Raw genomic sequence first — 26,648 nt, 5'->3', positions numbered from 1 at the left:
TCCAGGTCTCCTTCTCGGGCGCCGCCGGCGTGGTCGCCGCATCGGGCGTGCCCTGCGCGTACGAAGCGCTCGACACGATCATCGCAATCATCGAGATCAAGCTTCTGCCGATCATCCGTTGTCTCCCCTGTTGTCGGCCGCACAGAACGCCGTCCAGGCTTAGGAATTCCAGAAGAGTGACGAGGGAAACCCATAGGATTCCCATAAGGACGGAAGCGACTGCCGACAGCAGAGGGGCCTCTTCAGCAATCTGATCAGGGACCTGAGGGTCACGCGCCGCAAATTCCTATGAATTTCCTATGTCGGCGGCGCGTCCGCCGGCTCGAAATCCTATGCCTGGAACGCCTCCTATGCGGCCGAAGGAGACTTCCATGCTCGACATCCTGTTCTTCGGCGGCGGCCTCGTCCTGTTCTGCCTGCTGATCGCCTACGAACGCCTGTGCAGCAGGCTGTGAGGCGATCATGAGCTTCGACTATGTCCTAGGCGGCGCACTCGCCACCCTCCTGCTCGTCTATCTGACGGTCGCGCTGGCGCGGCCGGAAAGGTTCTGAGGCGGCCATGACTCTCAATGGCTGGGCGCAGATCGCGCTCTTCTGCGGCCTCGTGCTGCTGCTCACGCGGCCGCTTGGCGGCTATCTCGACAATGTCATGGCTGGACGGCGCACCCTGCTGTCGCCGGCGCTGCTGCCGGTCGAGCGCGGCTTCTATCGCCTCGCCGGCATCGACCCGGCAGAGGAACAGAGCTGGTGGGTCTATGCCCGTGCCATGGTGGTCTTCCACGTCGTGGGCTTCGCCTTCCTCTATCTCCTGCTGCGCCTGCAGGACCTGCTGCCGTTCAATCCGCAGAGCATGTCCGCCGTGGCGCCGGATCTCGCGGGCAACACCGCGGTGAGCTTCCTGACCAACACCAACTGGCAGAACTACGGCGGCGAGACGACGATGAGCTATCTCTCGCAGATGGCGGGCCTCTCGGTGCAGAACTTCCTGAGCGCCGCCACCGGCATCGCGTTGGCCGTCGCGCTGGTGCGTGGCTTCGCGCGCGCCGAATCCAAGGGCATCGGCAACTTCTGGGCCGACCTGGTGCGCGTCACGCTCTATGTGCTCCTGCCCTTCTGCATCCTGCTGACGGTCTTCTATGTCTGGCAGGGCGTGCCGCAGAACCTGTCGTCCTATGTCGAGGCGACAACCCTCGAGGGCGCCAAGCAGACCATCGCGCAGGGGCCGGTGGCCTCGCAGCTCGCCATCAAGATGTTGGGCACCAACGGCGGCGGTTTCTTCAACGCCAACTCCGCGCACCCCTATGAAAATCCGACGGCGTTTTCGAACCTGGTGCAGATGCTGTCGATCTTCGTGATCGGCGCGGCGCTCACCAACCTGTTCGGCCGCGCCGTCGGCGATGAGCGTCAGGGCTGGGCGATCCTGGCCGCCATGGGCGTGCTGTTCCTGGCCGGCGTCGTGGTCTGCTACTGGGCCGAGGCCGGCGGCAATCCGCTGATCGGTGCGCTCGGCGTCGACAATGCCGCCGGCAACATGGAGGGCAAGGAAGTCCGCTTCGGCATCACGCTGTCGACCCTGTTCGCCGTGATCACCACGGCCGCCTCGTGCGGCGCGGTCAATGCTATGCTCGACAGTTTCATGCCGCTCGGCGGCATGATCCCGCTGCTCAACATCCTGCTGGGCGAGATCATCATCGGCGGCGTCGGCGCGGGCCTCTATGGCATGCTCCTGTTCGCCATCCTGGCGATCTTCCTCGCCGGCCTGATGGTTGGCCGGACGCCGGAATATGTCGGCAAGAAGATCGAGGCGCGCGAGGTGAAGTTCACCATGCTGGCGATCCTCTGCGCCCCGCTTGCCATCCTGGGTTTCACGGCGCTGGCCAGTGTCATCCCGGTGGGCCTGGCGGGCCCGGCCAATGCCGGTCCGCACGGCTTCAGCGAGATTCTCTACGCCTACACGTCGGCCGCGGGCAACAACGGCAGCGCCTTCGGCGGCCTGACGGGCAATACCGTCTTCTACAACGGCACGCTCGCTGTCGCGATGATGGTCGGCCGCTTCGCCATCATCATCCCGATGCTGGCCGTCGCGGGGGCGCTCGCGTCCAAGCGCAAGGCCGCGATTTCGGCTGGCACCTTCCCGACCCATGGCGGGCTGTTCGTCGGCCTGCTGGTCGGCGCCGTGCTGATCGTCGGCGGTCTCACCTTCCTTCCGGCCCTGGCTCTCGGCCCCATTGCCGAGCATTTCGCCCTGCTGGCCGGCACGCTGTTCTAACGAGGCGTCATCATGAGTAAACGTGACAAGTCGCAGTCGCTCCTCGACCCCGCGATCCTGAAGCCGGCGCTGCTCGGCAGCTTCACCAAGCTCGACCCGCGCGAGCTGGTGAAGAACCCGGTGATGTTCACCGTCGAGATGGTGGCCCTGGCCGCCACCATCCTCACCGTGCGCGACATCGCGACCGGCGTCACCGGAAGCGGCTTCCAGATCCAGATCGTGATCTGGCTGTGGGTCACCGTCCTGTTCGCCACCTTCGCCGAAGCCGTCGCCGAGGGCCGCGGCAAGGCCCAGGCCGACACGCTTCGCCGCATGCGCAGCGAGACCATGGCCAAGGTGCTCCTGGGTGTCGGCGACACCTTCGAACCCCGTCGCGCCCATACGCTGAAGGTGGGTGAGAAGGTGCTGGTCGAGGCCGGCGACCTCGTGCCCGGCGACGGCGAGATCATCGAAGGCGTGGCGACGATCGACGAGTCGGCCATCACCGGCGAGTCCGCGCCGGTGATCCGCGAAGCCGGCGGCGACCGCTCGGCCGTCACCGGCGGCACGCGAGTCCTGTCGGACCGGATCAAGGTCCGCATCACAGCGGAAGAGGGATCGAGCTTCCTCGACCGCATGATCGCGCTGGTCGAGGGCGCGGCGCGCCAGAAAACGCCTAACGAGCTGGCGCTCAGCGTCCTGCTGGCCGGCCTCACGCTGATCTTCGTGCTGGCGGTCGTCTCCATCCCGAGCTTCGCGACCTATGCCGGCGGTGCGGTCTCCGTCGTCGTGTTGATCGCGCTGTTTGTCACGCTGATCCCGACGACCATCGGCGCGCTCCTGTCGGCCATCGGCATTGCCGGCATGAACCGGCTGGTGCGCTTCAACGTGCTGGCGACCTCCGGCCGCGCCGTCGAGGCGGCGGGCGACGTCGATACGCTGCTGCTCGACAAGACCGGCACCATCACGCTCGGCAACCGGCACGCGACGCAGTTCATCCCGGTGACGGGCGTGACGGAGGAGGAGGTCGCCCGCGTGGCCCAGCTTGCGAGCCTCGCCGACGAGACGCCCGAGGGGCGCTCGATCGTCGTGCTGGCCAAGGAGAAATACGGCCTGCGCGGTGTCGACGTGGCCGAGCTGCACGGGCAGTTCGTGGCCTTCACGGCGCAGACCCGCATGAGCGGTGTCGACCACGAGGGCGCGGTGATCCGCAAGGGCGCGATCGATTCGGTGATCGAGCACGCGCGCACGCTCGGCGTCACGCCGCCGGTCGAGGAGGTCAACCGCATTGCCACGGGCATCGGCAAGGAAGGCGGCACGCCGCTCGGCGTGTCGCGCAACGGCCGCATCCTGGGTGTCGTCTACCTGAAGGACATCGTGAAGGGCGGGATCCGCGAGCGCTTCGCCGAACTGCGCGCCATGGGCATCCGCACCGTGATGATCACCGGCGACAATCCGCAGACGGCGGCGGCGATCGCCGCCGAGGCTGGCGTCGACGATTTCCTGGCGCAGGCGACCCCGGAGGCCAAGCTGCGCCTGATCCGCGAGGAGCAGGCCAAGGGCAAGCTGGTGGCGATGTGCGGCGACGGCACCAACGACGCGCCGGCGCTCGCCCAGGCCGATGTCGGTGTCGCCATGCAGACCGGCACCAATGCCGCGCGCGAGGCCGGCAACATGGTCGATCTCGACAGCGATCCCACGAAGCTCATCGAGATCGTGGCCATCGGCAAGCAGCTGCTGATGACGCGTGGCGCGCTCACCACCTTCTCTATCGCCAACGACGTGGCGAAGTACTTCGCGATCATCCCGGCGATGTTCATCGCCTTCTACCCGCAGCTCGGCTCTCTGAACGTCATGGGCCTGGCGACGCCGCAGAGCGCCGTCTTGTCGGCCATCATCTTCAACGCCCTGATCATCGTGGCGCTGATCCCGCTCGCCCTGCGCGGCGTGCAGTACCGCCCGAGCGGTGCCGCCGCCCTGCTGCGGCGCAACCTGCTGATCTACGGCATCGGCGGCCTGATCGTACCCTTCGTCGGCATCAAGCTGATCGACGTCGTGGTCGCGGCCACCGGCCTCGCCTGAAGGAGACTGTCATGCTTCGTCATTTCCGTGCGTCCGTCGTCATGCTGGTGCTGATGACGGCTCTGCTGGGCATTGCCTATCCGCTTGCCATGGTGGGCGTGGCCGGCGCCGCCTTCCCCGGACAGGCCGCGGGCTCGCTCGTCGTGAAGGACGGCAAGGTCGTGGGATCGAGCCTGATCGGCCAGTCCTTCACCGGCGAGACCTATTTCCACGGCCGGCCGTCGGCCACGACCGATACCGATCCCGCGGATTCGGCCAAGACCGTCGCCGCGCCGTACAACGCGGCCAACTCCATGGGCTCCAATCTCGGGCCGACTTCCAAGGCGCTGGTAGACCGGGTCAAAGAGGAGGCCGACAAGTTCGGCAAGGGTGTTCCGGTGGACCTCGTGACCACCTCGGGCAGCGGCCTCGATCCCGACATCTCGCCCCAGGCCGCGGCCTGGCAGGTCGCTCGCGTGGCGAGGGCGCGCGGCCTGCCGGAAGCCGAGGTGCAGGCGCTCGTGGCGCGGCACACCGAGGGCCGCACGTACGGCCTGCTGGGCGAGCCGCGGGTCAACGTGCTGCAGCTCAACCTTGCCCTCGACGCGCTGCCCAAGCGGTGACAATGATCCGGCAGCATGCCCGCCGCCGTTGATGATCTCCGGCCTTCGCCCGACGCGCTCCTGAAAGCCGCGGAGAAGGAGTCGCGCGGCAAGCACAAGATCTTCCTCGGGGCGGCGCCCGGTGTCGGCAAGACCTGGGAGATGCTGTCGGCGGCCCACCGGCGTCTCCGCGAGGGCGTCGACGTGGTCGTTGGCGTCGTCGAAACGCATGGCCGGGTCGAGACCGAGGCCCAGCTCCACGGCCTGGAGATCCTGCCGCGCCGGTCCGTCGACTATCGCGGCCGCACGATCGGGGAGATGGACCTCGATGCCATCCTGAAGCGGCGCCCCGCGCTGGTTCTGGTCGACGAGCTCGCCCACACCAACGCCGAGGGCAGCCGCCATCCCAAGCGCTACCTCGACGTCGAGGAACTGCTGGCGGCCGGCATCGACGTCTATTCGACCCTGAACGTCCAGCATATCGAGAGTCTGAACGACGTGGTGGCGCGGATCACGCGCATCCGGGTGCGCGAGACCGTGCCGGATCGCGTGGTCGATGCCGCCGACGAGGTCGAGCTGATCGACCTGACGCCGGCCGACCTGATCGCCCGTCTGGCCGAAGGCAAGGTCTATGTCCGCGACCAGGCGCAACGCGCGCTGCGCCACTATTTCTCACCGGGCAACCTGACGGCACTGCGCGAGCTGGCGCTCCGGCGTACCGCCGTCCGCGTCGACGAGCAGATGCGCAGCTACATGCGTGAGCACGCCATCACCGGCCCATGGGCGGCGGGCGAGCGGGTGATCGTCTGCCTCGATCCCGGGCCGGGCGCGGCCAATGCCGTGCGGGCCGCCAAGCGAAGCGCCGACGCGCTCGATGCCGAGCTGATCGCCCTTTATGTCGAGACCGACCGGCATGCGACCCTGTCGGAGGCTGAGCGTTCGCGGTTGGCCGAGGCCCAGCGCCTGGCGGTTCAGCTCGGCGCCGAAATCGTGACCTTGCCCGGCCGCTCGATCGTCGAGGAGATCGTGGCCTTCGCCCGCTCGCGCAACGCCACGCGGGTCGTGGTCGGCAAGTCGCGGCGCTCGCGCTGGTTCGAGCTGCGTCATGGCTCGGTCGTCGACGAGCTGGTGCGCTCGGGCTCAGGCCTGGCGGTCGAAGTCGCGCCCTCGGCCGAGGTCGAGCAGACAAGCGGATCGCGGGACTGGCTGCGCGACGTGCCGTTGACGCCGGGACCTTACCTCGAGGGTATCCTGGCGACGGCGGTCGCGACGATGGCCGGCGTGCTGATCGACCGGCTGATCGTGTTGCCGAACATATCACTGGTCTATGTGCTGCCCGTCCTCTTTTCGGCCGCGCGTCATGGGCTGGTGCCGTCGCTCTGGGTTTCGGCGCTGAGCGTGGCCTGCTTCAACTTCTTCTTCCTGCCGCCGCTCTACCAGTTCACGATCGCAGATCCCGCCAACGTCATGGCGCTGTTCCTGTTCGTCGTCGTGGCCGTCATCGCCAGCGCGTTGGCGGCACGGACCCGTACGCAGACCGAATCAGCGCGGCGCGAGGCGCGAACCACGGCGGGACTTTATGCCTTCAGCCGCAAGATTGCCGGTGTCGTCGATCTCTACGATCTCCTCTGGATCGTGGTTTCCCATATCGCCCGGCTGCTCAAGGCCGAGGTCGTCGTCCTGATGCCGCAGGACGGCGAACTTTCCACCCAGGCTGCTTTTCCGCCGGATGGGGCACTGAGCGAGGCCGACCTCGCCGCCGCCCGCTGGTCGTGGGACGCCGACCGGCCGGCGGGGCGCGGTACCGACACCCTGCCGGGCGGGCGCTGGCTGTTCGTGCCCGTCCGTACCAGCCGCTCGGCCGTCGCCGTGATCGGCGTATTGCCCAACGAGGAAGGCCATGAGCTGACGGCGGGTGAGCGCCGCCTGCTGGAGGCCGTCGGCAATCAGGCCGCCGTCGCCATCGAGCGCGTGACCCTTGCGGAAGACATCGATCAGGCGAGGCTGGGGGCGGAGCGCGAACGGCTGCGCTCGGCGATGCTGACATCGGTGTCGCACGACCTGCGGACGCCGCTCGCCTCGATCATCGGTGCTCTCTCCAGCCTGCGCAGCTTCGACAAGCGCCTGGATGGGGCGGCGCGCGAGGAGCTGCTGGCGACGGCGCAGGGCGAGGCCGAGCGGCTCGACCGCTTCGTGGGCAACCTGCTCGACATGACGCGGCTCGATGCCGGCGCCATCGTTCCCAAGCGGGAGGCGGTCGAAGTCGGCGACCTGATCTCGACAGCGCTGCGCCGCGCCGCGCCCCTGGTGGCGGGCCACGAGGTCGCCAGCATCGTGCCGCCGGCGCTGCCGTCGCTTCAGCTCGACTTCGTGCTGGCCGAGCAGGCCCTGTTCAACCTGCTCGATAATGCCGCCAAATATTCCCCGCCCGGCGGCCGCCTCTCGGTTGAGGCGAGACTCGCCGGATCGCGGGTCGAGATCGTCGTGCGCGACGAGGGGCCGGGCCTCGCCGAGGCCGACCTCGACCGCATCTTCGAGAAGTTCTATCGCGCCGAATCGGGCGACCGGCGTCGCGCCGGCACCGGACTGGGCCTCGCCATCGCCCGCGGTTTCGTCGAAGCCATGGGTGGTACGCTGACGGCACACAATCGAAGCAGTCGAGATAATCGAGATGATCGAACTGAAACCAGCGGGGCGGAATTCGTTGTGAGTTTTCCGGTGGGACATGACGGCTGACGGCGCCACCATCCTGATCGTCGAGGACGAACCTCCGATCCGCCGCCTGCTGCGGACCACGTTGGCCGCCCATGACTACCGCACGCTGGAGGCCGGCACGGGTGCCGAGGCTCTGCAGGCCATGCGGCACCACCGGCCCGACCTCGTGCTCCTCGACCTCGGCCTGCCCGATCGCGACGGGCTCGAGCTGATCGGCGACATCCGCAAGCTGGCGCCTGTGCCCATCGTCGTGCTGTCGGGACGCGGCGAGGAAGCGACCAAGGTGGCGGCGCTGGATTCCGGCGCGGACGACTACGTCACCAAGCCGTTCGGCGCCGAGGAGCTGATGGCCCGCCTGCGGGCGGCGCTGCGCCACCGGCTGCAGGAGCAGGGAGCGGACCGCAACTTTGCCAGCGGCGCGCTCAAGGTCGACCTGGTGCGCCGGCTGGTCGAGCGGGGCGGCGAGGCGGTGAAGCTGTCGCCCAAGGAGTATGACATCCTCGAACAGCTGGCGATCCATGCCGGCAAGGTACTGACGCACCGGCACCTGCTGCGCGAGGTGTGGCGCGACGAGGCGGTCGATCCGCAATACCTGCGCGTCTACATCCGTCAGCTTCGCCAGAAGATCGAAGCTGATCCCGCCTCGCCGCAGCACGTTCTCACCGAACCGGGTGTAGGGTACCGGCTGGTCTGAGGACGAGCCGGTCGGCGATGATCACGCGGCCGCTGGTGCCGGTACGGCGGCGCGCGGCCTGCAAGGCTTCGTAAAGCTCATTCTCATTGGCGACATCGACGATCCAGGCAAGGTCGGCGGCTTCACCGTCTGGCGATGCCACGCCAGGACGCAAGCTGCGCACGCACGTGCAGCCGCGACGCATCAGGGCAAGAAGAAGAGGCAAGGTGTGGTGACCGATGACGACGACACTCGCGGCGGGCTGCAGGTGTGCGACCGCCATCACTTGATCGACGAGGTCTTCGGATGGAATGCCGGACATATGAACTCCTTCGGTAGGCCTCCGATATGGCGGAGGCCTCCGTAGGAAATCGAGAGGGTCGGGAGCGGCCCGGTATAGCCCCGCCATAAAGACGGGGCGGTTCGCGGAAGGCCTACTTCGCGACCTTGGCGCCGGTCGCGACGTCGATTACAGAGCCGTCCTCGAGGCTCAGGCGGTAGATCTCTCGCAGCACATTGCCGGCGAAGCCCAATTCCACGATCGACACGGTCTTGAAGGCGGTCGGGATGCCGCCGGGCAGGATCTGGTTGAACTCGGCCGCCGTCTGGTTGAACGCCGCCTGGATCTCCGGCGTGAACTTCGCCATCGAGTAGACGAGCGTGTTGTGCGGATTGTGCGGGCGCAGTTCCTTGCCGTCCTTGACGGTATTGAGGCCGCTCACGCCCACCGTCTGCACCAGCTCCTTGGCGGCGTCGCCCATCACGCCATAGACGGGGCCGGTGACGCGCGGCAGCGGGCCGTCGCGCAGCGGCGTCAGCGCGGCCGTGGCGACGGTATTGAACGCCATCATCGCCTCGAAGCCCGGGCCTTCCTTCACGATGCCGAGGTCGAGCCACCAGGGATGGCCGGCGCCCTTGGCGGCTTCGGTCGTGTAGAAGTTCTTGAGTGTGACGTTGAGCACGGGCGGCAGCTTCGGCACCGCCTTCAGCATCTTCTCGGGCGTCGTCGGATCGGCATTGTGGATGTGCAGCACCGTGACGTGCGGAATGTTGAAGCGCAGCGCCTCGTCGATGAGCTTGGCGTTCAGCAGCTTCTCGCGCAGCAACCCGCCGATCGTGATGGAGAGAAGGTCGTTCACTTCCTTCGGCAGCGTATAGACGAGGCCGAAGGTACGCTTGTGTTCGCGGAAGGCTGGAGAGGAAAGTGAGCTGTTGTCGATCCCGCCCTGAGCCAGCGCCGGTTGGCTGGCCAACAGCGCCGAGCCTGCCATGACAAGAGCGGTCATCCCGCCAAGAATGGTTTTCCTCATGAAGATCTCCCCGTTGTGGCCCGCATACTTAGTGCAATTCGCGTGCCTGATGACGAGGGATCAGAAGGCGCACTCCGCGCGCATGGCGGGCGTAATGGGATCGGCCGGCATGTTGAGCTTGCAGTGATAGTCGAAGGCGGTTCGGTAAGGGGCGGCGATGCGGGCCTTGGCCTGAATGGGCAGGACGACGCGGTTGTTACGACGGTCGATCTGTTGACGGCCGTAACCGATGTTGGTGCCGTCGGGGAAATAGGCGTCAAAGAACGAGTGGCCGGCCGTCGAGGTGAACTCGACGGTCAGGACAGCACCGTCCAGACAGTCGAAGCGCGGGCCGCTCTTCAGGACGCCGGTCTCCGTGCTCTTTCCGGAAGGGCCGGAGACGGTCCAGTTCGACGTCGAGCCGGTCTTCGAGCTCTCGGCTTTCAGGACACCGCAGGCGAGGTTGCTCGGCGGGGGCGGGCTTGCAGGCTTGCCGGCCGTTTGCGCGTGCACCGGTCCGGCGAGGAACACCGCCGTCACCGGCAGCAACAGGATCATCTTCATTTCGGGAGACCGTCCAGCGCCTTCTTCGCGTCGGCGTCGTTCTGCGCCGCCGCCTGTTGCAGCCAGACCCTGGCCTTGGTCGCATCTGCCGCGAGGCCGGCGCCGCCTTTGGTAAGCAGCAGGCCAAGCTTGCGCTGGGCTTCGGCGAGACCTGTCAGCGCGGCGCGCTCGTACCAGTCCGCTGCCAGCGTGCCGTCGTGTGGGAAGCCCGCCTTGGGCGGCGTCGTCGGATCGTAGAAGGACGCCAGCTCGAGCTGCGCGGCGGCGCTGCCTTGTTCGGCGGCCTGACGGAAGACCAGGAAGGCTGCAGCGAAGTCACCCGCTTTGGCGAAATCGCGCGCCTTGACCAGCATCGCGTCGGGCGTGGGCTTGGTCGCGAGGTACTCCGCGACCGTCTCGCGAACCGACTTCTTGGGCGGCTCCGGCGCGGGCGGCTGCAAGGGGGTCGGAGCCGGCGGCGGCGCCGTGGCGACGACGGGCTCCGGCGGATGGAGATGGTTGGTCCAGTAGTAGTAGCCGCCGCCCACTGCGAGCAGGACCACGACGGCGGCAATCATCCAGCCCGTCGCGCCGGAGCGCTTTGGCAGATCGGCCAGCGGGTCGCGCGCCGCGCGCAGTTCAGGGCGTGGCGGGGGAGGTGGTGGTTCGGGCGCGATCTCCAGCGGCGGTGGCAGTTCCGGCTCGGGCGCTGGTTGCGGCGCCTGCCGGCGGCGAAGCCGCACGGTGTCGTCGTAGACGCCCGAGGCGCCGGCCGCGCCGGAAGTCAGCATCGCGGGCCAGGCCACGACTGTCGTGCCGACGACGCCGATATCGGGCTCGCGCACCCTGAGCCTGATGGTCGCGATGCCGGCAAGCCGATCGCAGATCTCGGGGCCGAGATGGAATTCCAGGATCTCGCCGTTGCGACGCACCTCGTCCGGCATCAGCCAGGTCTCGGTGCGGCGCCAGCCATCGTCGGCCAGATGTGCTTCTGGTCCCTGCTGACGCTGGATCGAGATGGTGAGGCCCTCGGGCGCGGCGCCGAGTTCGCTCACGCGTAACAGCGCGTGGCCGGGCTCCGGCAATGGGGCAATGGATGCGCGGACGGGCATTGAAACTCTCTACGCCGCCACGGTGCGCAGGATGGCGCCCAGCCGGTCGTTCTGCTCGGGCGTGATCTCGCGTCCGCCCTCGTAGCCGACATTGTCCATGGCGAGCTGCAGGAAGGCGCGCATCCAGTCCTTGCAGTAGTCGGCATAGATCGGCGCCGGGTTCTCACTGAGCTGCGGGATGCCGTCGACCATGATCGTCGGCTGTTCGAACACGCGGCGCAGGGGTGCGTTGGGCGGCAGGCCTGGCCGCTGGTCGAGCGGCAGCTTGTCGAAGCCCAGCGCGCTCACATAGCCGTTGAGCGCCGAGGAGGCCGTGCGCACCTGGCGCTCGGCGATCTCTTCCCACTTGGCGTTGGCGGCATTCTCCAGTTCGCGCACCTCGTGGGAGAGCTGGTCGATCAGCTTCAGCCGATGCGCGCCCACGATCAGCTCGTCGATCAGCCAGCCGAGATGCTGGCGGTCGACACCGAAATGCGACAGCGCCTTCTCGTCGGCGCCGACGCGGCGCATGTTCTCGAGCCAGTAGTCCGCGGCCTCGCGGGCGAAGCGCTCGGCGCGGTCCTCGAGCACGCCGGTCGGCGGAGCGGTGCGGCCCGTCTCCTCGCCGAACACGTCGGCGAAGATGGCGCCGAGGTCGATCGAAGCACCGGTCGACGCCGCCGCGGCCGCCGGGGGCTTGCCGTTCCGGCCCAGGCCCTCGTCCGACGGGCGGGCGGTGGCGATGCGGAAATAGATCTCGCGCAAGGCCGTGTCGGCGACCTGCAGGGCGGCGACCAATTCGCCGAACAGCTGCTGCTGGATGACGTTGGCGAGGCCGCGCAGGACCGTCTGTACGAGGTCGCGCTTCTTGGCGCGCGCGTCGCCGTCGGAGGCGCTGTGGAAGCCGGCCAGCCGGTCGACCAGACGGCGCAGCTGGACCTCGAGCTGGCCGCGCACCTGGGCGCGCTTGATGGCGGGATCGCAGACCGGGATCAGGCTCTTCACCAGATGGGCCACGCCTCCGTCGTTGGCACGGAATGCCTCGTCCCAGGCGAGCGCCGGATCGGCGAAGTGGCGGCGCACGTCTTCGTTCTCGACGAAATGGCGACGCAGCTCGCCGGCGCGCTGGGCGAAGGACTCGGCGATGCCGACCTCTCGGCCGCCGTCATAGTCCATCAGCCGCTCGTCGATGACGGTCGGATTTCGCAGCCAGAAGCTGTTGTTGAAGGGCTTGCCGTTCCAGTCGAGCGGCCACTCGCCGCGGAAATTGTTGACCAGCGAATTGCCCAGACGCGCGCTCCAGCGCAGTCGGCGCGACTCCTCGGTCTCGCCGGCCTTCTGCTCGAATTCGCGGTCCATCTTGGTCAGGACGAGGAACAGCGCGTTCTTCTGCCTGGCGCGGTCCGCTGGCGTGGCGCCGATCGTCTGGTCGATCCACGCCGTCATCATGTCGGAGAGGTCGCGGACCTCCTGATTGCCATCGGGAATGCAGAGCAGGATGGCGCTGAGCTCGCGTTCTGCCGAGTAGCGCTGGAAGAGATAGGCGACCTTGCCACGCAGCAGCAGCTCGCGCAGCGGGTTGGCGCCCTCGGCCACGCCCTTGGACTTGGCGACGTCGTCGAGATTGGCGAGCTTCAGGCGCGAACGGGCACCGGGAAAGTCGAGCAGGTCGGTGTGATCGAAAAAATCCCACGGCTTCTCGTCGATCGCGACGTTCAGCTCGGCGGTGAGGGCGCAGACCAGCGAACGCGGCAGGCGAGCGTCGGGCGCAGAGCGGCCGTCGGCGCGGCGCGGGCGCACCAGCAGCGGGTCGTCGGCATCGGCGCCCAGCCGGTCGAGCGTCAGTACGTCGACGATGCTCTTCTCGCGCGGGATCAGCGCGTCCATGCCGAGCTGCGCCTCGGGGGCGTGGCCGAGCTTCTGCAGCCCGTCGTAGAGGGTGAGATAGAGGTCGGTGAAGGGCTGGAAGTCGTACCACAGTACCGACCACAGGCGGGCGCGGTCCTGTCCCGACAGGCGTGGTGCGAGATCGATCGCCTCGCGCCAGAAGTCGGTGCGCAGCTCGGCGGTGACGCCGGCAAAGAAGGTGTCGAAATACTCGATCAGGTCGAGCACGTCGTCGGAGTCGAGATCGCCGGCCGGTGCCGGCTGGGCCTTGGCGCGAAGCTCGGACAGGCGCTTGCGGATGGCCGCGCCGTCGGGCCGCACGAACTCGGCCTTCTGGTGGTCGAAGTCGAGCAGGAAGGAGTTGCCCAGGATCTTCACGATATCGGTCTGCGTGAGCAGCCGCACCTTCACCGGGAATTCGGCCGAGCCGTCGCTGAGGCCCAGGCCAAAGCGCGTCACCAGCCCGGTCGACTCGCGATTGCCCGGCGGGTTGATCTCGCGCAGGAAGTCGTAGGTCTTGTCGGCGAAGCGCGCCTGCAACGGGTGACCGTCGCGGCTCGCCAGGATCGAGACGAGGTACGATTTGCCCGCCTGGCTCGGACCGAACACGCCCACGCACATGCGGCGGCGGGCGGCGCGAGCGAGCTTGCGGCTCTGGTTGCGAACCTTCTGCAGTTCGCTCACTAGCGACGGCGCCTGCTGCGCCACGGTCGGCGACTGTCCGGCGGCGTCTTTCAGCCAGGCCACACCCTCGCTCGCAGCGACGGCCAATGCCTCGCAGTCCTGGGCCAGCTTGAGATCGACTGTGTCCATGATCTTCCTGGAGGTCCCTCTAACCGGTCTTGAGCATGCCGGTGTCGAGCCAGTAGCCCTCACGGCGCGGCAGTGTCTGGAGGCGGAGCGTCAGACGGTCGAGCGCGACGGCGCGTCCGTCGCGATTGGTCACCTGGCGCAGGCGGAATCGTTCGACGTCGCCCGAGTCCTTGTCCTTGGGCTTCACGCGCGCGAGCGCGATCCTGAACGGCGTCTCTCGGGCATGGCGCTCGGCGTACTCCGGCTTGGCGAACTCCAGCGCGTAGAGCCGCGCCGCCGGCCAGCGCACCAGGTCGAGCTGGCGTGCGCCCAACCACATGGGGCCCCGGAACTCGAAGGCGACTTCCGGCAACTCGAACTCGCGATCGTCGAGGTCGACGTCGCGGTAGATGAGATCTTCCTTCTGCAGACGGCCGCCGCCGTCGAGCTTGCCGATGAACCGGGCGATGCTCTTGGAGCGCAGCAGGTCGGAGCGGAAGGAGAAGTCCGGAAGCTGCGACTGGGCCAGTGCGGCGATCATCGCGCCGACGGCCACGGTGGTCTTCGGATCCTCCACCCTGAGGCGTGCATCTCGGAACGGATACCAGGCGCCCACGCGATACTCGTGCAGCGAGATCACCCGCTCCGGCGGCAGCGGCAGCAGCTCCATCACCAGCGAGCGGATACCGGGCAGGCGTGACGGCCGTCCCGACAGCAGCAGCACGTCGCAATCGTAGGCATGGACGATCTCGGCAAGCGGCGCCAGGACGCGGCCCATCTCGGCCCGCACCGTCTTGTCGAGGCCCGGCAGGTCGACCGGAAAGACTACTTCGCGCAGGTCGAAGTTCTGCGCGCCGCGCTTGCGTGCCGCCTCGTTTACGAAGGTCACGACTTCCTCGGACGGCTTTGCGCCGCCCGGGAAGAAGGTCTCGTAGGGGCGCGGCTCGGCCGCGACGACGCCCGACGTCGGATCGTAGGTCTCGGCGGCGCGCAGGAACTCCAGCGCGAGCGGATGGGCAATCTGCAGCGCGAACTGCTGGCGCAGGTTGCGCTGGATCACGTCCTCGCCGCCGCGGTCGCCACCCACCAGTTCGGCCAGGAGGTCAGCCGGGTTGGCGATGCCGGCCGTGCGCAGGGCCGCTTCGATCGGCGGCAGCACGTGGCCCTGCACGACGCGCAGCAGGATGTCGTCGCCTGCGACGCTGAAGCCCTCGCGGAACTTCTGTTCCGGGAACAAGGTCACGGACGTGCCCGCGCCCTCCAGCCGGTAGGAGTTGATGATCAGGTCCGTGGTGCCGCCACCGACGTCGATGCTCGCGATGTTGAGCACGTCCTCGGGCGGCTTGCCGCGCGGCTTGCGCGTGATCTGGAAGAAGCGCCGTGCGTCGCCACCGAAATTGCGCGCGACTTCGGTGTAGAGATAGACGAGCTGTGTGCAGCTGGCCTCGTCCCAGTCGGTGAGCACGCGCGGAGCCGGCGCCGCCGGATCGTCGAGTTTCCAGCCCAGCATCATCCAGACGAGATCGCGCGCCGCCTCGGCGCGCTTGCGGAAGATCAGGCGCTCGGCGAGCGGCATGCCGGTCGGCAGCGTTAGAACGATGCGACGCAGGCGGCGCGGTGTCTCGGCATGGGCGCGGCGGCCGCGCTGCTGCGGCGAGTTCATCAAGGTGAGCGCCTGCAGCAGCACCTCGGTGAGCACGAAGGTCATCACCGAGGAGCGGGAGTAGAGCGGTTCGAACACTGGCAGGTGATCGGCCGAATCGGCATCGGCATCGACCAGATGGAGTGGTTCGCCCTTCTGGTTCACGAGCTGCGCCATCGGCCCGGCGGCGGCCGGCATTGCCGTCTGGTCCTGGGCGTAGGCCACGTTGAAGCGCCATTCGCGCGTCTGCGGCTCCTCGTCCCACAGGTAGCGCTTGGGACTCGACATGCCGGTATTGCCCTCGGTGCCGCGCCGGCGAGCCGCAAGCCGCGTCGCCTCGGGGCCGACCCGCGTCATGGTCGGCCAGACGAAGGCGTCGGCGCGGCCACCGAGGCGCGAGAGGTGGTTCTTGCCGAACCAGGCCTGTGCGAACTCCACGCGCGATTCGAAGGGACGCGTATGCACGACCTCGGGATGCGACAGGTCACGTAGCGCGAGCTCATAGGAATCGTTCAGATTGACGCCCAGCTCGCCGGCCGCCTCGATCAGCAGGCCGCAGGTGCGCGAGTTGCCGACGTCGAGCACGAGATCAACTTCGATCGCGCCGCGCCCCGGCCGCTCGGCGTCGCCCACCAGCTTCACCGGCGGGAAGTGCACCGCGGCGGCGAGCAGGCCGAGGAAGGCGAGATAGCGCGCCGTGGCTTCCTGCGGCTTCTGCTTGATGTCGTTGTCGATCTCTTCCGCGGTCGCGCGCGGATGCAGTTCGTGGAACAGCTCGTCGAGCCACTGCACCATCCAGCCCTGGCGCAGCAGCCAGTGATTGGCCCGCTGCTGCGGCGCCAACGCGAACAGCGCGCCCGACGTGACGTCCTTCGGGGAAGGCGCGAGATAGGCGCGGCCCTCGGCCTCGGCGATCAGGCCGGTATCGAAAGCCAGAACGGCGCGGTAGCGATTGCCCTGCTCGTCGCGATAGCCCGGTCCATAGCGCGCCTCGAGATCGACCACGCGCACGCGCGCCCAGTCGGCCGGGCCCTCACGGAACTGGTTGTTGGGCCGCACCTGCAGGAACGGCACCGGCACCCATTTGTCGAGGAAGGGCGCGAGCGCGTCTTTGGCGGTGATCACCAGGTTCGGATCGGCGGCGCGACGGCGGCCGTTCTCGACCACCTCGTACTGGCCGCGACCCTCGTCGAAGTCGAGCTGGACCAGATCGTCGACGGCGTTCGAGGCGGCGGTGTCGTGGAAGCCCCACTCGCGCACCTTGAGGCGCACCGGATCGAAGCCGAAGTCGAGGAACTGTATGCCGGAGCGGGCAATCAGCGTCGTCGGGCTGGGATAGCTCGGCAGGCGGGCGAGGTCGCTCATGTCACTCCGGTACGGCCATCATCATGCGTATGTAAGGGCTCAGCGTCCGATCTGCACCTGGTAGCTGCGCGGGTCGCCGGGCTGGCTGCCCTTGCATTGCGCCGCGCCGTCGGCGCCGATCTCGCAGTTCACCGTGTTGCGGGCGTAGGTCTTGCCGTCGGTGCAGCGCGGATTGCTCTTTTCCTCGATCACCAGCTTGGTTCCGTCCCAGCGTGCCTCGGCGGGCGCCTCGCAGGTGGCGCCGTTCTTCTGGGTGAAGGACACCTTGCCTTTGCCCTTGTCGTCCAATGTGTAGGACGGGCGAATGTCCTTCTCGCCGGTCGCGGTCGCAAGCCCGGTGCGCGAGCGCCAGTCGCCCTTCAGGAAGGCGAGGTCCTGCTTCTGCTTGGCCTCCGGCGGCACGACCATCGGCTTGGGCTCGTCCTTCTTGTTGTTGCCCGCCTCGCTCTTCGGAGCGTTGGGCGCCGCGCTCTTGTCCTTGTTCTGCTCGTCCGGTCCCTTCACGTCCGCGTTCTTGGCATCCGGCTTGTTCGCATCCTTCGCCGCGTCGTTTGCGGTCATGCCGAGATCGGGGCCGGCGCCGCGCTCGATCGGCGGGCCCCCGGGGGAGCCGACGATCACGCCGCCCGGTCCCAAAACGCCCGCGGCGCAGTCGCCGCCGCGCCGCGACAGCTCGTCGGTGAGGCGCGCCAGTTCGAGGCGCAGTTCCTCATAGTCGTGCGCCAGGGTCGCGACGCGGGTCTGCTGCAACTCCATCGGCTGGCGGACGGCGAACCCCAGCGCGCGTTCGCGGGCCTCCGCCTCGATGTAGGGTTCGATTCGTGGCAGATAGGGCCGCACCAGCCAGGCGAGCAGCGCCAGGATCAGCATCAGCACCATGCCGAGCAGCAGCCACTGCCACCATAGGGTGCGCGGGGCCGCGACGGCGGCAATTGCCGGCGCCGAGGCCATGACGGCTTCGGGCCGGGCGACTTGAGGCGCGGCGATTCGCATCGCCGCCGGCGGCGGGCTGGGCAGGAACACGCCGGGCAGTGCCGCATCGGCGGTGAAGCCCCAGAAGGTCATCACCGGATGTCCGTCCACGACGTACAGCGTCTCTTCACCCGGTGCGGTGAGCGCGTGACGCAGCAGGCGTGCGAAGTTGCGCTCGGCATTGGAGCGCTCCACCGCCTCCATCTGGGTCGCAAGACCTGCGATCTCGCCGTGCAGGCGATGCACCTTGTCGAGGATCTCACGGCGCTCCGCCTCGCCGAGATCGCCGAGCCGCTTCACCTCGCCGTCGAACGGCGCGTACCAGTCGATCGTGCGGCCGCTCGGCTCGGCCTCGGGGATTGCCAGCAGGTCGGCATGCTCGCGTGACAGGCGCGAAGCGATCGCGGCGCGCAGCTGTCCCGCGGCGCGCCACACCGGATCGCCCGCCAGCCCGAGCGCGCGGTAGCGCTGCAGTGGCTCACTGACCAGTAGCGGACCTGCGGCCATCTCAGTTCCTCACCGTCTGCTGCCACGCGGGCAGGCAATGGCGTAGTTCCAGCGCGTGCCCCATTGTTCACCCGTTACGATCACTTCGACTGAATAATCCCCGGCAACCGGATTCCAGTCGAACCCGAAGCCGCCTCGGCCGCTGCGCGGACCGCCGGTTCCGGCGAGCTGCTGGCCACGATAGATGACCTTGATGTCGTCGGGCCGCTGGAAGAGCTGATAGTTCAGCGCCACGAAGCCCGGCTTGTCGCCGAGATAATGCCTGTTGCGCGTCACGCCTTCGCCGCCGGAGTCACCCGACCAGTCGCAGGGGAGCTGGCCTGGCGGCGGCCGGTTGACGGGCGGCGCTGAAGCCTGCTGCGGCGGTTGCGGCTTGGGAGCCGGCGGCGGGGGCTTGGGCGGCTCGACCTTCGCCACGGGCGGTGGCGCCGGCGGCGGCTTGGGAGGCTCGATCGGCTTGCACTGTTCGAGTTTGTCCTTGAGTTCGGCCTGCAGCGAGGCGAGCTCGGCCTTGAGCTTCTGTTCCTGGTCGCCGGCCGACTCGAGGGCCGCCTTGAGCAGCGGCGTCGGATCGGGCGGCGCTTCGGGCGCTGGTGGCGCCGGCGTCTCGAGCGTCGCGACGTTCAAGGTCGGGTCGACCGGCACGCAGGCGCGCAGCAGCCACGAGGTCAGCAGCAGGAGCAGAAGGAGCAACAGGCCGAACAGCAGGGCGCTGAACCAGGGTGCCCAGCCGACGATGCGCGTCGCCGGCAGCATCGCCGCCGCTGGTGCAGTCGCGAACACCGCCGCGGGCCGCGCCGCCGCGGGAACCGTCGCCGGCTGGAAGGCTTGCAGGCCCGCCGCGGCGTCGGCTTCGTAGCCCCAGGCGACGATTACCGGTTGGCCGTCGACCACGAACACGAAATCGTCCGAGGGGCGGGATGTCGAGAGTTCGAGCGAGCGCCCGATCAGCCGCGCCTCTTCGCTGGTCTGCGATCCCAGGAGCTGGGCGCCCAGCGACCGGATGGAAGCGAGGTGTTCCTCGACGATGCGCAGGACTTCCGTGCGTCGGGTCTCGTCCAGTTCGCTGAGGCGTTGGGCGGTACCGCTGCGCGCGGCGTACCAGTCGATGCCGTCACCGGACTCGCGAAGCTGCGGCTCGGCCAGCAGGTCGGCGGGACCGTCGCCCAGGCGACGCCGTATGACGGACAGCAACTGGCCGGCGACCGCGTGCAGCGGTTCGCCCCGCACGCCCAGAGGACGCACGCCCAGTCGGGTCGTCATCAACAGAGTAGGGCGTTCGCCCATGGAGGCCTGAGGTCGGACTTATGATTGCGGATCGAGGCATCATAACATCGTTCGAATCCGGCGGGTTTGTGTCGGATTGAACACCGATTCGCGGTGAATCAGCCGGGGCTGAGGAATGCCGTTCTCCCGGCGGCTTCGATTCGCACAATCGGTGTCGCGAAGACGGCCGAGAGCGTCTCCGGGTCGAGCGTCTGGCGGGTTGGTCCCAGATTTGTCACACGGCCAGCCTCGACGATGCCGACCCGGTCGGCATAGCGCGCCGCCATGTTGAGATCGTGCAGCACCGCGAGGACACCCAGCCCCCGGTCGACGCGACGCCGGGCACTGGCCAGTGCCGCATGCTGGTGCGAGACGTCGAGTCCGGTGATCGGTTCGTCGAGCAGCAGGAACTGCGTGGCCGCGGGATCGGCGTCGCACTGGGCGAGCACGCGGGCGAGCTGGATGCGCTGGCGTTCGCCGCCGGACAGAACGGTATAGGGCCGGCCGGCGAAGGCCAGCGCCTCGGTCTCGGCAAGGGCCTGCTCGGCCAGCGTCTGCATCTGCGATTCCGACAGCGTGCCGCGAAAGGCGAGCAGGCCCAGCATGGCGATCTGAAGCCCGGTGAAGTCGAAGGCCACGGCCGAGTGCTGCGGTAGCACGGCGCGGCGGCGCGCCAGCTCCAGCTTGCTCCATTGCCCCAGCGGCCGTCCGTCGAGCAGGATCTCGCCGTCGGCCAGGACGCGATCGCCGGCCAGAGCGTTCAGCAGCGTGCTCTTGCCCGCACCGTTCGGGCCGATGATTGCCACGAACTCGCCCGGCGCGACGTCGAGCGAAACGTCGCGCAACAGCGTCTTGGTGCGCGCCCGCACCTCGATGCCGATGGCCTGCAGGCGCTTCACAGCCCACCTCGTGCGGCACGGCTTGCCAGCAGCCAGAGGAAGAATGGCCCACCCACCAGCGCCGTCAGCACGCCGATCGGCAGCTCGGCCGGCGAGACCATGGTGCGGGCCAGCGCATCGGCCAGCACGAGGAAGGCGCCGCCGAACAGGGCCGCGGCCGGCAACAGGGTGCGATGCGATGGGCCGAGCAGCAGGCGCACGATGTGCGGCGCGATCAGGCCGACGAATCCCACGATGCCGGAGATCGCCACGCCGGCACCGACCGCCAGCGCCACCTGCGCCACGAGCCGCTTCTTCAGGCGTTCGACATCGACGCCGACATGGCCGGCTTCGCGTTCGCCGAGCGCCAGCGCGTCGAGCAGGTGCGCCGTCGGCAGCAGGGTCGGCACGCTGACGAGCAAGATCAGCAGGGCCGGCGCGATTGCGATCCAGGTGACCGAGCCGAAGCCGCCCATGGTCCAGAAGATCAGCGTGCGAAGCTGCTGATCGTCGGCCACGAACACCAGCATGCCGATGCCCGCTGAGGTGAGCGCGTTGATCGCGATGCCGGCCAGCAGCAAGGTGCCGACCAGGGTCACGCCCTCGCGCGCGGCGATGCGATAGACGACGACGGTGGCCGCCAATCCGCCGAGGAAGGCCGCGATGGGCAGGGCCCAGGGCCGCAAGTCCGGCGGTACGACGTGCATCACCCTCTCGCCCAGCACGATCGTCGATACGGCGGCCAGCGCCGCTCCGCTCGAGACGCCGAGCAGGCCGGGATCGGCCAGCGGATTGCGGAACAGGCTCTGCATCGCCGCGCCGCCGGCCGCCAGCGCGGCGCCGACGGCGAAGGCCGCGAACACGCGCGGCGCACGGATGGCGTAGAGGACGGCCGCCGTCGTGTCGTCGAGCGGCGCGCTCGACAGGCCGACGGCCGACAGGATCTGGCCGAAGCCGACGGGAAAGGCGCCGATGCACAGGCTGGCCACGACGCTCGCCAGGGCGGCGAGCGCGAACAGCGGGATCGGACGCCGCAATGCAAGTGCGGTCACGGTGCGCGGGCGAGGTTTGGATGCAGTGCCATCGCAAGTTCGGTGGCCGCCTCGGGTGTGCGCGGACCGAAGCCCAGCAGGAGCAGCGTGTCGAATTCGATGATTCTGCCAGCCTTGCCGGCCGGCGTGCGGTTGAGCGACGGCTGGTCGAGGATGGCCTGCTTGCCGCCCATCGCCTCCACGGTCTGGCGCGTCACCAGCACATAGTCGGCGTTGGAGGCGATGACCGATTCCGGCGTGAGCGGCCGGTAGCCGGAATAGCCATCGACGGCGTTAATGCCGCCCGCCAGCTTGATGATGCCGGCGGCGGCGGTGTCGCGGCCGGCGGCCTGGGGCGCGCCGCCGGTCATCGACAGCAGGAAGAGCACGCGTGGGTGACTTTTTACCGTCGCAAGCCTGACGGTCAGCGTCTTCATGGACTCTTGGCCCCTGGCGATCAGGGCATCCGCTTCAGCCATCTTGCCGATCACCTTGCCGATGGCGGCGATCTTGGTGACCACGCTGTCATAGTCGTATTTATCCGGCAGGATCATGACCTCGATGCCGGTCGCCTTGAGCTGGTCGAGCGCACCGGCCGGGCCAGCCGCGGTGGTCGCGATGATCAGGGTCGGCTTCAACGACAGCACGCCCTCGGCCGACAGGGCCCGCATGTAGCCAACCTGCGGCAGTTTTCGCGCGGCCTCCGGGTACAGGCTGGTCGTATCGACGCCGACCAGCAGCTTCTCGGCGCCGAGTGCGTAGATGATTTCGGTGATGGAGCTGCCGACCGACACGATGCGGGGCGGCTGCTGCGCATTGGCGGGGAGGGCGGCGGCGGCCGCCGCGCCGAGTCCCATGCCGAGGACGGTGCGGCGCTTCATCACGAGGCCGCCTGCTTCTCGACGTTCGCGACGATGGCGCGCCATTCCTCGAGCTCCGGCTTGCCGGGCTTGCGAGCGCCGAACATCAGGAGAATGTTGCGGTTGTGCGCGTCGAACGCCTCGATCGAGGTGACGATGCCATCCTCGGTGGGCTTGCGCACCGAAAAGACCCGAGCCACGCCCGCGTCGCGCAGGTGCAGGTTGAAGTCCGGATCGAGCACGTTGAACCAGCCCTGCGTGTCGACCAGGCGCTTTACGGGGCCGGTATGGATCTGGATGCAGCCATGGCTGCCGACGAAGACCATGATCGGCGTGCCGTCGGCGGAGGCCGCCTCGAAGGCGGCGCGCAGCGCGCGCACCGGCAGCTCGCGGGCGAGATCCTCGCCGACCAGGCGCAGGGCCTGGACGCGGCCGACCTTGAACTTGCCCAGCATGCCGAAGAATTCGTGCGTGTCCTTCATGCCGAGCCAGGCCGTGCGCAGGCCTGCGACGTCGACCTCGGAATCGGGACGATCCACCGCATCGGGTATACGCGCGCCAATCTTCATGTCGGGCAGCGTCGCTGCCGTGTAACGCGCGATCAGCGCATCGAAGGCCGGCCGGTTGGTCTCTTCCGTGGCATAGATCTTGTGCACGGCTTCGCCGGCGCCATCGAAGAACTGCAGGCTGAGCCGTTCGCCCTGCTTCAGCGGCTCGCGCACCGCGAAGCCATGCTTCCACGAGCCGAGGAACAGGCGCAGATCGATGTCCGGGCCGAGGACGATGCCGTGCGGGGCCTTCACGTCCACGCCCTCGAAGCGGCCATGGCGCTCATGCACGCAATGCTCGTTGCGCGTGAGGCACATCACGCGGCCGACTCCGGGCATGTCGTTCAGGATGCCGCGCCAGTCCGTCGTCAGCGGTGTCGCCGTCTGGCCGACGCCGAGCGCCACCAGCTCGGCCTCGCTGACGCCCAGCGTCGCGGCTGCGTCGCGAATGCGCAGTGCGGGCTTCTCGCCGCGCAGGGTGTTCCAACGGGCGGCAAGGTCCGTATTCGGGGATGAGAGCATCAGGCTGTCCTTTCAACGAAGATGAAAACGAACCGGGATTTCCACCCAGGCGGCGACCGGGCGGCCGTCGCGCAGGGCGGGAAGGAAATGCCAGCCGCGCACCGCGGTGAGCGCGGCGCGATCGAGCAGTGGAAAGGTGCTGCTGCGCCAAACCATGATCTCGGCCGCGGTTCCGTCCGCATCGAGGCGCACGCGCACCATGACCTCGCCCTGCTGGCCGAGCTCGATGGAGCGCGGCGGGTAGACGGCCGGTGTCGGCGGGATCCGGTAGCGCGGCTTGCCCTCGAACGCGACGAGCGACGAGGAGGCGGCGGCCTGCTGCTGCGTGATGCTGGCATTGCCGGCGTCGGGCACGGGAGCCTTCGTGACCGCGGCTTGCGCCGTCGGGCGCGGTGCCACCGCCGGCTTCGGCTGCGGCGGCCTGGGCTTGGGCGGCGCGACGGGCTTCATCTCGGCGGCGGTCGGAGGGGGTGGCTCGTCCGGCGGAGGCAGCTCGACCTTGATCTCCGGTTCAGCGGCCGCGACCTCTTGCGGAGGCGGTGGTTCGGGCTCGGGCGGTGGTGTTGCCTCGGTTCGCTCGACCAGAGGAGTCGGCGGCTCGGGCTGCTGCTGCGGTTCGGGCGTGGTCTCGGGTTGGTCGGCCTCAGCGGTGGGCCCGGCGGTGGGCGCCGCGAGGGACAGTTCGACCATGAGCGCCGGCTCGTCGTCGTTGGCGCTGCTGCCGGACATGCCGGCGAGAAGAAGAGGAACGATGGCCAGCCCATGCAGCGCGAGCGACAACGCCACCGGCACGCGCGGACCGCGTGCCGGTGGCGCCGGCAGTCGCTCGGCAGAGAGGGCTGCCGGGACTACCATTTGGCCAGGAGGTTGACGCCGAAATACCGGCCGGGCTGGGCGTAGAGGTCGAGCTGCGGATTGGTCGGCGAGAGGCCGATCGTGTCCGGGGCGTTCCAGTACTTGGCGTTGGTGATGTTGAACGCGCCAGCATTGACCTTGAAGTGGTCGTTGAAGACGTAGCCGACGGTGGCATCGAGATTGAAGTAGGCCGGCGCCTGGAAGTAGGTCGGGCTGCTGACCTGGGTATGGGCGGCCGCCACCGTGCCGATGAGCTGCGCCACGATGCCCTTGTCGAAGCCGTAGCGGATGCGGGCCTGGGTGGTCCACGGCGAGACCGAGTCGACCGGCAGGCCGGTCTTCGTGTCGGTGCCCTGCGCGAAGGCTGTCCAGCCGGCCACCGCCCATTCCGGCGCGAAGCGGTATTCGCCGCGCGCCTCGATGCCCCAGATCGTCACGTTGGTGAGGTTGACGTACTGGTACTGCGTGACCGGCCCCACCATGCCGACGACAGTGGTTTCGAGGAAGTTGTTGTAGAGGTTGTAGAAGCCGGTGAGCTGCCAGCTCGAACCGTTCTCGTACTTGCCGCGGAAGCCGACCTCGAAAGAGTTGGCCGTCTCGGGCTTCAGGTTGGCGTTGGGCAGGATCTGGTAGAACGATGCGGCATTGGTGAAGCCGAAGTTCGCGTTGTCGTACGGCGGCGCGCGGAAGCCCGTCGCGTACTGGAAGTAGCCGGAATAAGTGTCGTTGAAGTGGTAGAGCAGGCCGAGCTTCGGCGAGGCCGAGACGTAGGTGGTGGCCGAGGGGACGGCGTTGAGCGTCGCACCCGTCGAATTCCAGAAGTACTTATCCGGGTTGGGCGTCATGTTGTAGTAGTCGAGCCGCACAGCCGGGGTGATCTTCAGGCGGCCGCCCAGGGCGCTGATCTCATCCTGCACGTAGATGCCGGCCTGCACTGTGTCGGTGTCGGGGAAGTTCTTGTTCGGATAGAGCTCGCCGCCCACCGAGTTCGTCGTGGCGCCGGTCGCCAGGGTGATCTGCGTCCTGTTGCGTGGCCGCGTCGTCGTGGTCCAGGAGAAGCTCGCGCCGTAGGTGAAGAAGTTGTCGAGGCCGCCGATCTGGCGATCGGTATGCATCTGCAGTTCGGCGCCGCTCACGTTCTGCGTGTAGTAGAACTGCGAGGCGCGGGCATTGCTCGGGACGACGCTGGTGGTTCCGCCGCGCAGCGTATAGGTGTCGGCCTGCGTGTAGACGGAGTTGAAATAGGCGAGGAAGCTCAGCCGGTCGACAAAGCCGATCGGCGCGTTGTGCTCCCACTGTGCGCTGATCCGGTAGGTGTTGGTATAGTCTTGGCCCCACTCGTCGTAGATCCGCGCGAACAGGCTGGGGAAGGTGCCGACGGCGCTGAGCATGTTGGTGCTCTGTCCGCTCTGGTTGTACGAGCCGGTGAGCCGGATCGTGTCGACCTCGGTCGGCTTGATCACCAGCTTGGCGAAGAAGTTGTTGTTGTACCAGGTCGTGGGATTCGGGCTGACCGTCGTCTGCGCCGGCTGGAATTCCTGGCCGTCTCGCCGCGTGTAGATGCCCATGAACTCGACGTTGCCGGAGCGGACCGCACCGGTGAACGATTCGGAGAACTGCAGGTTGGCGCCGCTGTAGGCGGCCTTGGCGCTGGCATAGACGTCCTTGCCGTCACGCATGTAGTCGCCGGGATCCTTGGTGGTGTATGCGACAACGCCGCCGATCGCGTCGGACCCGTAGAGGGCCGAGGCGGGGCCGCGGATGATCTCGACCCGCTTGATGTCCTCGAGGTCGGGCTGCTCGCGCGAATAGGTGCCGGCGCCCTGGTTGCTGTCGGGGAAGTCGGGCGTGCGCATGCCGTCGACCATCAGCAGCACGCGGTTGCCGCCGATGCCGCGGATCACAAAGTTCTGGAAGCCGGCGCGTCCGGGATTGTTGCCGACCGTGACGCTGGGCTCGTTGCGGACGAGGTCGCGGACGTCCTGCATGTTCTCGCGGTCGATGTTCTCGGTCGTGATCACCGACACGGTCGCCGGCACGTCGTCGAGCGGCCGGCGGCTGCGCATCGCCGCCGTCGTCACGGCGTCGAGCTGCGTGGGAACGGCCTGGGCCGCTGGCGGGGCCGGGGTCGGATCGGCACTGGGGGGTGTCGGTGCCTGCGCCCATGCAGGCGTGGCGAGAGGCGCACAAATGGCCGTCGTGGCCATCAGCGCGTAGATGATGCGCAGCTTCATTTGAACCAGGTCCCCAAGAAAAAAGGACGCCTGGCTCGCGGGAACCCTTGCGGGACCGGCTGGCTGG

20 protein-coding genes are annotated in these 26,648 nt (G+C 68.2%); 6 read left to right on the top strand and 14 right to left on the bottom strand.

Annotation, left to right across the window (positions count from 1 at the left end; all coding sequences use genetic code 11):
• Window positions 1-462: 462 nt before the first annotated feature.
• The 6 genes from kdpF to Q0Q48_RS14405 are packed head-to-tail and all read left to right on the top strand — an operon-like array spanning window position 463 to window position 8,320.
• Window positions 463-552, top strand: coding sequence for a K(+)-transporting ATPase subunit F (gene kdpF / locus Q0Q48_RS14430; protein WP_295138812.1), 90 nt, complete (start codon window positions 463-465; stop codon window positions 550-552).
• Window positions 553-559: 7 nt separating this feature from the next.
• The gene (kdpA, locus tag Q0Q48_RS14425) at window positions 560-2,269 is read left to right on the top strand and encodes a potassium-transporting ATPase subunit KdpA (RefSeq protein WP_295138809.1); all 1,710 of its coding nucleotides are present in this window, start codon (window positions 560-562) and stop codon (window positions 2,267-2,269) included.
• 12 nt (window positions 2,270-2,281) lie between these two features.
• Complete coding sequence (kdpB, locus tag Q0Q48_RS14420) at window positions 2,282-4,330, top strand: potassium-transporting ATPase subunit KdpB (RefSeq protein WP_295138807.1); 2,049 nt, start codon at window positions 2,282-2,284, stop codon at window positions 4,328-4,330.
• Between the two features lie 11 nt (window positions 4,331-4,341).
• A complete protein-coding gene (gene kdpC, locus Q0Q48_RS14415) occupies window positions 4,342-4,932 on the top strand; it encodes a potassium-transporting ATPase subunit KdpC (RefSeq protein ID WP_295138804.1) in 591 nt (196 codons plus the stop codon).
• Window positions 4,933-4,947: 15 nt separating this feature from the next.
• Complete coding sequence (locus tag Q0Q48_RS14410; RefSeq protein WP_295138801.1) at window positions 4,948-7,647, top strand: sensor histidine kinase KdpD; 2,700 nt, start codon at window positions 4,948-4,950, stop codon at window positions 7,645-7,647.
• Window positions 7,637-8,320: a response regulator gene (locus Q0Q48_RS14405; protein ID WP_295138798.1), complete on the top strand. Its 684-nt coding sequence runs from the start codon at window positions 7,637-7,639 to the stop codon at window positions 8,318-8,320. Before Q0Q48_RS14410 ends, Q0Q48_RS14405 begins: the two co-directional genes overlap by 11 nt.
• Here Q0Q48_RS14405 and Q0Q48_RS14400 read toward each other — a convergent pair.
• The 14 genes from Q0Q48_RS14400 to Q0Q48_RS14335 all read right to left on the bottom strand — a co-directional run bounded on the left by Q0Q48_RS14400 (window position 8,286) and on the right by Q0Q48_RS14335 (window position 26,581).
• The gene (locus Q0Q48_RS14400) at window positions 8,286-8,621 is read right to left on the bottom strand and encodes a hypothetical protein (protein ID WP_295138795.1); all 336 of its coding nucleotides are present in this window, start codon (window positions 8,619-8,621) and stop codon (window positions 8,286-8,288) included. The genes Q0Q48_RS14405 and Q0Q48_RS14400 overlap by 35 nt on opposite strands.
• A 112-nt stretch (window positions 8,622-8,733) precedes the next feature.
• Window positions 8,734-9,585, bottom strand: coding sequence for a hypothetical protein (locus Q0Q48_RS14395; RefSeq protein ID WP_295138792.1), 852 nt, complete (start codon window positions 9,583-9,585; stop codon window positions 8,734-8,736).
• Window positions 9,586-9,669: 84 nt separating this feature from the next.
• A complete protein-coding gene (locus Q0Q48_RS14390; protein ID WP_295138788.1) occupies window positions 9,670-10,152 on the bottom strand; it encodes a hypothetical protein in 483 nt (160 codons plus the stop codon).
• A complete protein-coding gene (locus tag Q0Q48_RS14385; RefSeq protein ID WP_295138785.1) occupies window positions 10,149-11,243 on the bottom strand; it encodes a tetratricopeptide repeat protein in 1,095 nt (364 codons plus the stop codon). Before Q0Q48_RS14385 ends, Q0Q48_RS14390 begins: the two co-directional genes overlap by 4 nt.
• A gap of 9 nt (window positions 11,244-11,252) precedes the next feature.
• A complete protein-coding gene (locus Q0Q48_RS14380) occupies window positions 11,253-13,922 on the bottom strand; it encodes a virulence factor SrfC family protein (RefSeq protein ID WP_295138782.1) in 2,670 nt (889 codons plus the stop codon).
• Between the two features lie 19 nt (window positions 13,923-13,941).
• Window positions 13,942-16,908: a virulence factor SrfB gene (locus Q0Q48_RS14375; RefSeq protein ID WP_295138779.1), complete on the bottom strand. Its 2,967-nt coding sequence runs from the start codon at window positions 16,906-16,908 to the stop codon at window positions 13,942-13,944.
• Window positions 16,909-16,947: 39 nt separating this feature from the next.
• Complete coding sequence (locus tag Q0Q48_RS14370) at window positions 16,948-18,387, bottom strand: hypothetical protein (protein WP_295138777.1); 1,440 nt, start codon at window positions 18,385-18,387, stop codon at window positions 16,948-16,950.
• Window positions 18,388-18,396: 9 nt separating this feature from the next.
• Window positions 18,397-19,650, bottom strand: coding sequence for a hypothetical protein (locus Q0Q48_RS14365; RefSeq protein WP_295138774.1), 1,254 nt, complete (start codon window positions 19,648-19,650; stop codon window positions 18,397-18,399).
• A 122-nt stretch (window positions 19,651-19,772) separates the two neighbouring features.
• A complete protein-coding gene (locus Q0Q48_RS14360) occupies window positions 19,773-20,552 on the bottom strand; it encodes a heme ABC transporter ATP-binding protein (protein WP_295138771.1) in 780 nt (259 codons plus the stop codon).
• Window positions 20,549-21,583, bottom strand: a complete 1,035-nt coding sequence (locus Q0Q48_RS14355) for an iron ABC transporter permease (RefSeq protein WP_295138769.1) — start codon at window positions 21,581-21,583, stop codon at window positions 20,549-20,551. Before Q0Q48_RS14355 ends, Q0Q48_RS14360 begins: the two co-directional genes overlap by 4 nt.
• Entirely contained in the window at window positions 21,580-22,443 is an 864-nt protein-coding gene (locus tag Q0Q48_RS14350) for an ABC transporter substrate-binding protein (RefSeq protein ID WP_295138767.1), read from the bottom strand. The genes Q0Q48_RS14355 and Q0Q48_RS14350 overlap by 4 nt, the downstream gene beginning before the upstream one ends.
• Window positions 22,443-23,492, bottom strand: coding sequence for a ChuX/HutX family heme-like substrate-binding protein (locus tag Q0Q48_RS14345; RefSeq protein WP_295138765.1), 1,050 nt, complete (start codon window positions 23,490-23,492; stop codon window positions 22,443-22,445). Before Q0Q48_RS14345 ends, Q0Q48_RS14350 begins: the two co-directional genes overlap by 1 nt.
• Window positions 23,493-23,504: 12 nt before the next feature.
• Complete coding sequence (locus Q0Q48_RS14340; RefSeq protein WP_295138760.1) at window positions 23,505-24,347, bottom strand: energy transducer TonB; 843 nt, start codon at window positions 24,345-24,347, stop codon at window positions 23,505-23,507.
• Entirely contained in the window at window positions 24,341-26,581 is a 2,241-nt protein-coding gene (locus tag Q0Q48_RS14335; protein WP_295138757.1) for a TonB-dependent hemoglobin/transferrin/lactoferrin family receptor, read from the bottom strand. The genes Q0Q48_RS14340 and Q0Q48_RS14335 overlap by 7 nt, the downstream gene beginning before the upstream one ends.
• Window positions 26,582-26,648: the final 67 nt, after the last annotated feature.

This window comes from uncultured Reyranella sp., assembly GCF_945957355.1.
Taxonomy (GTDB): Bacteria; Pseudomonadota; Alphaproteobacteria; order Reyranellales; family Reyranellaceae; genus Reyranella.
Note: the sequence above shows the minus strand (reverse complement) of the source record. Positions and strands in the feature narration are given on the sequence as shown.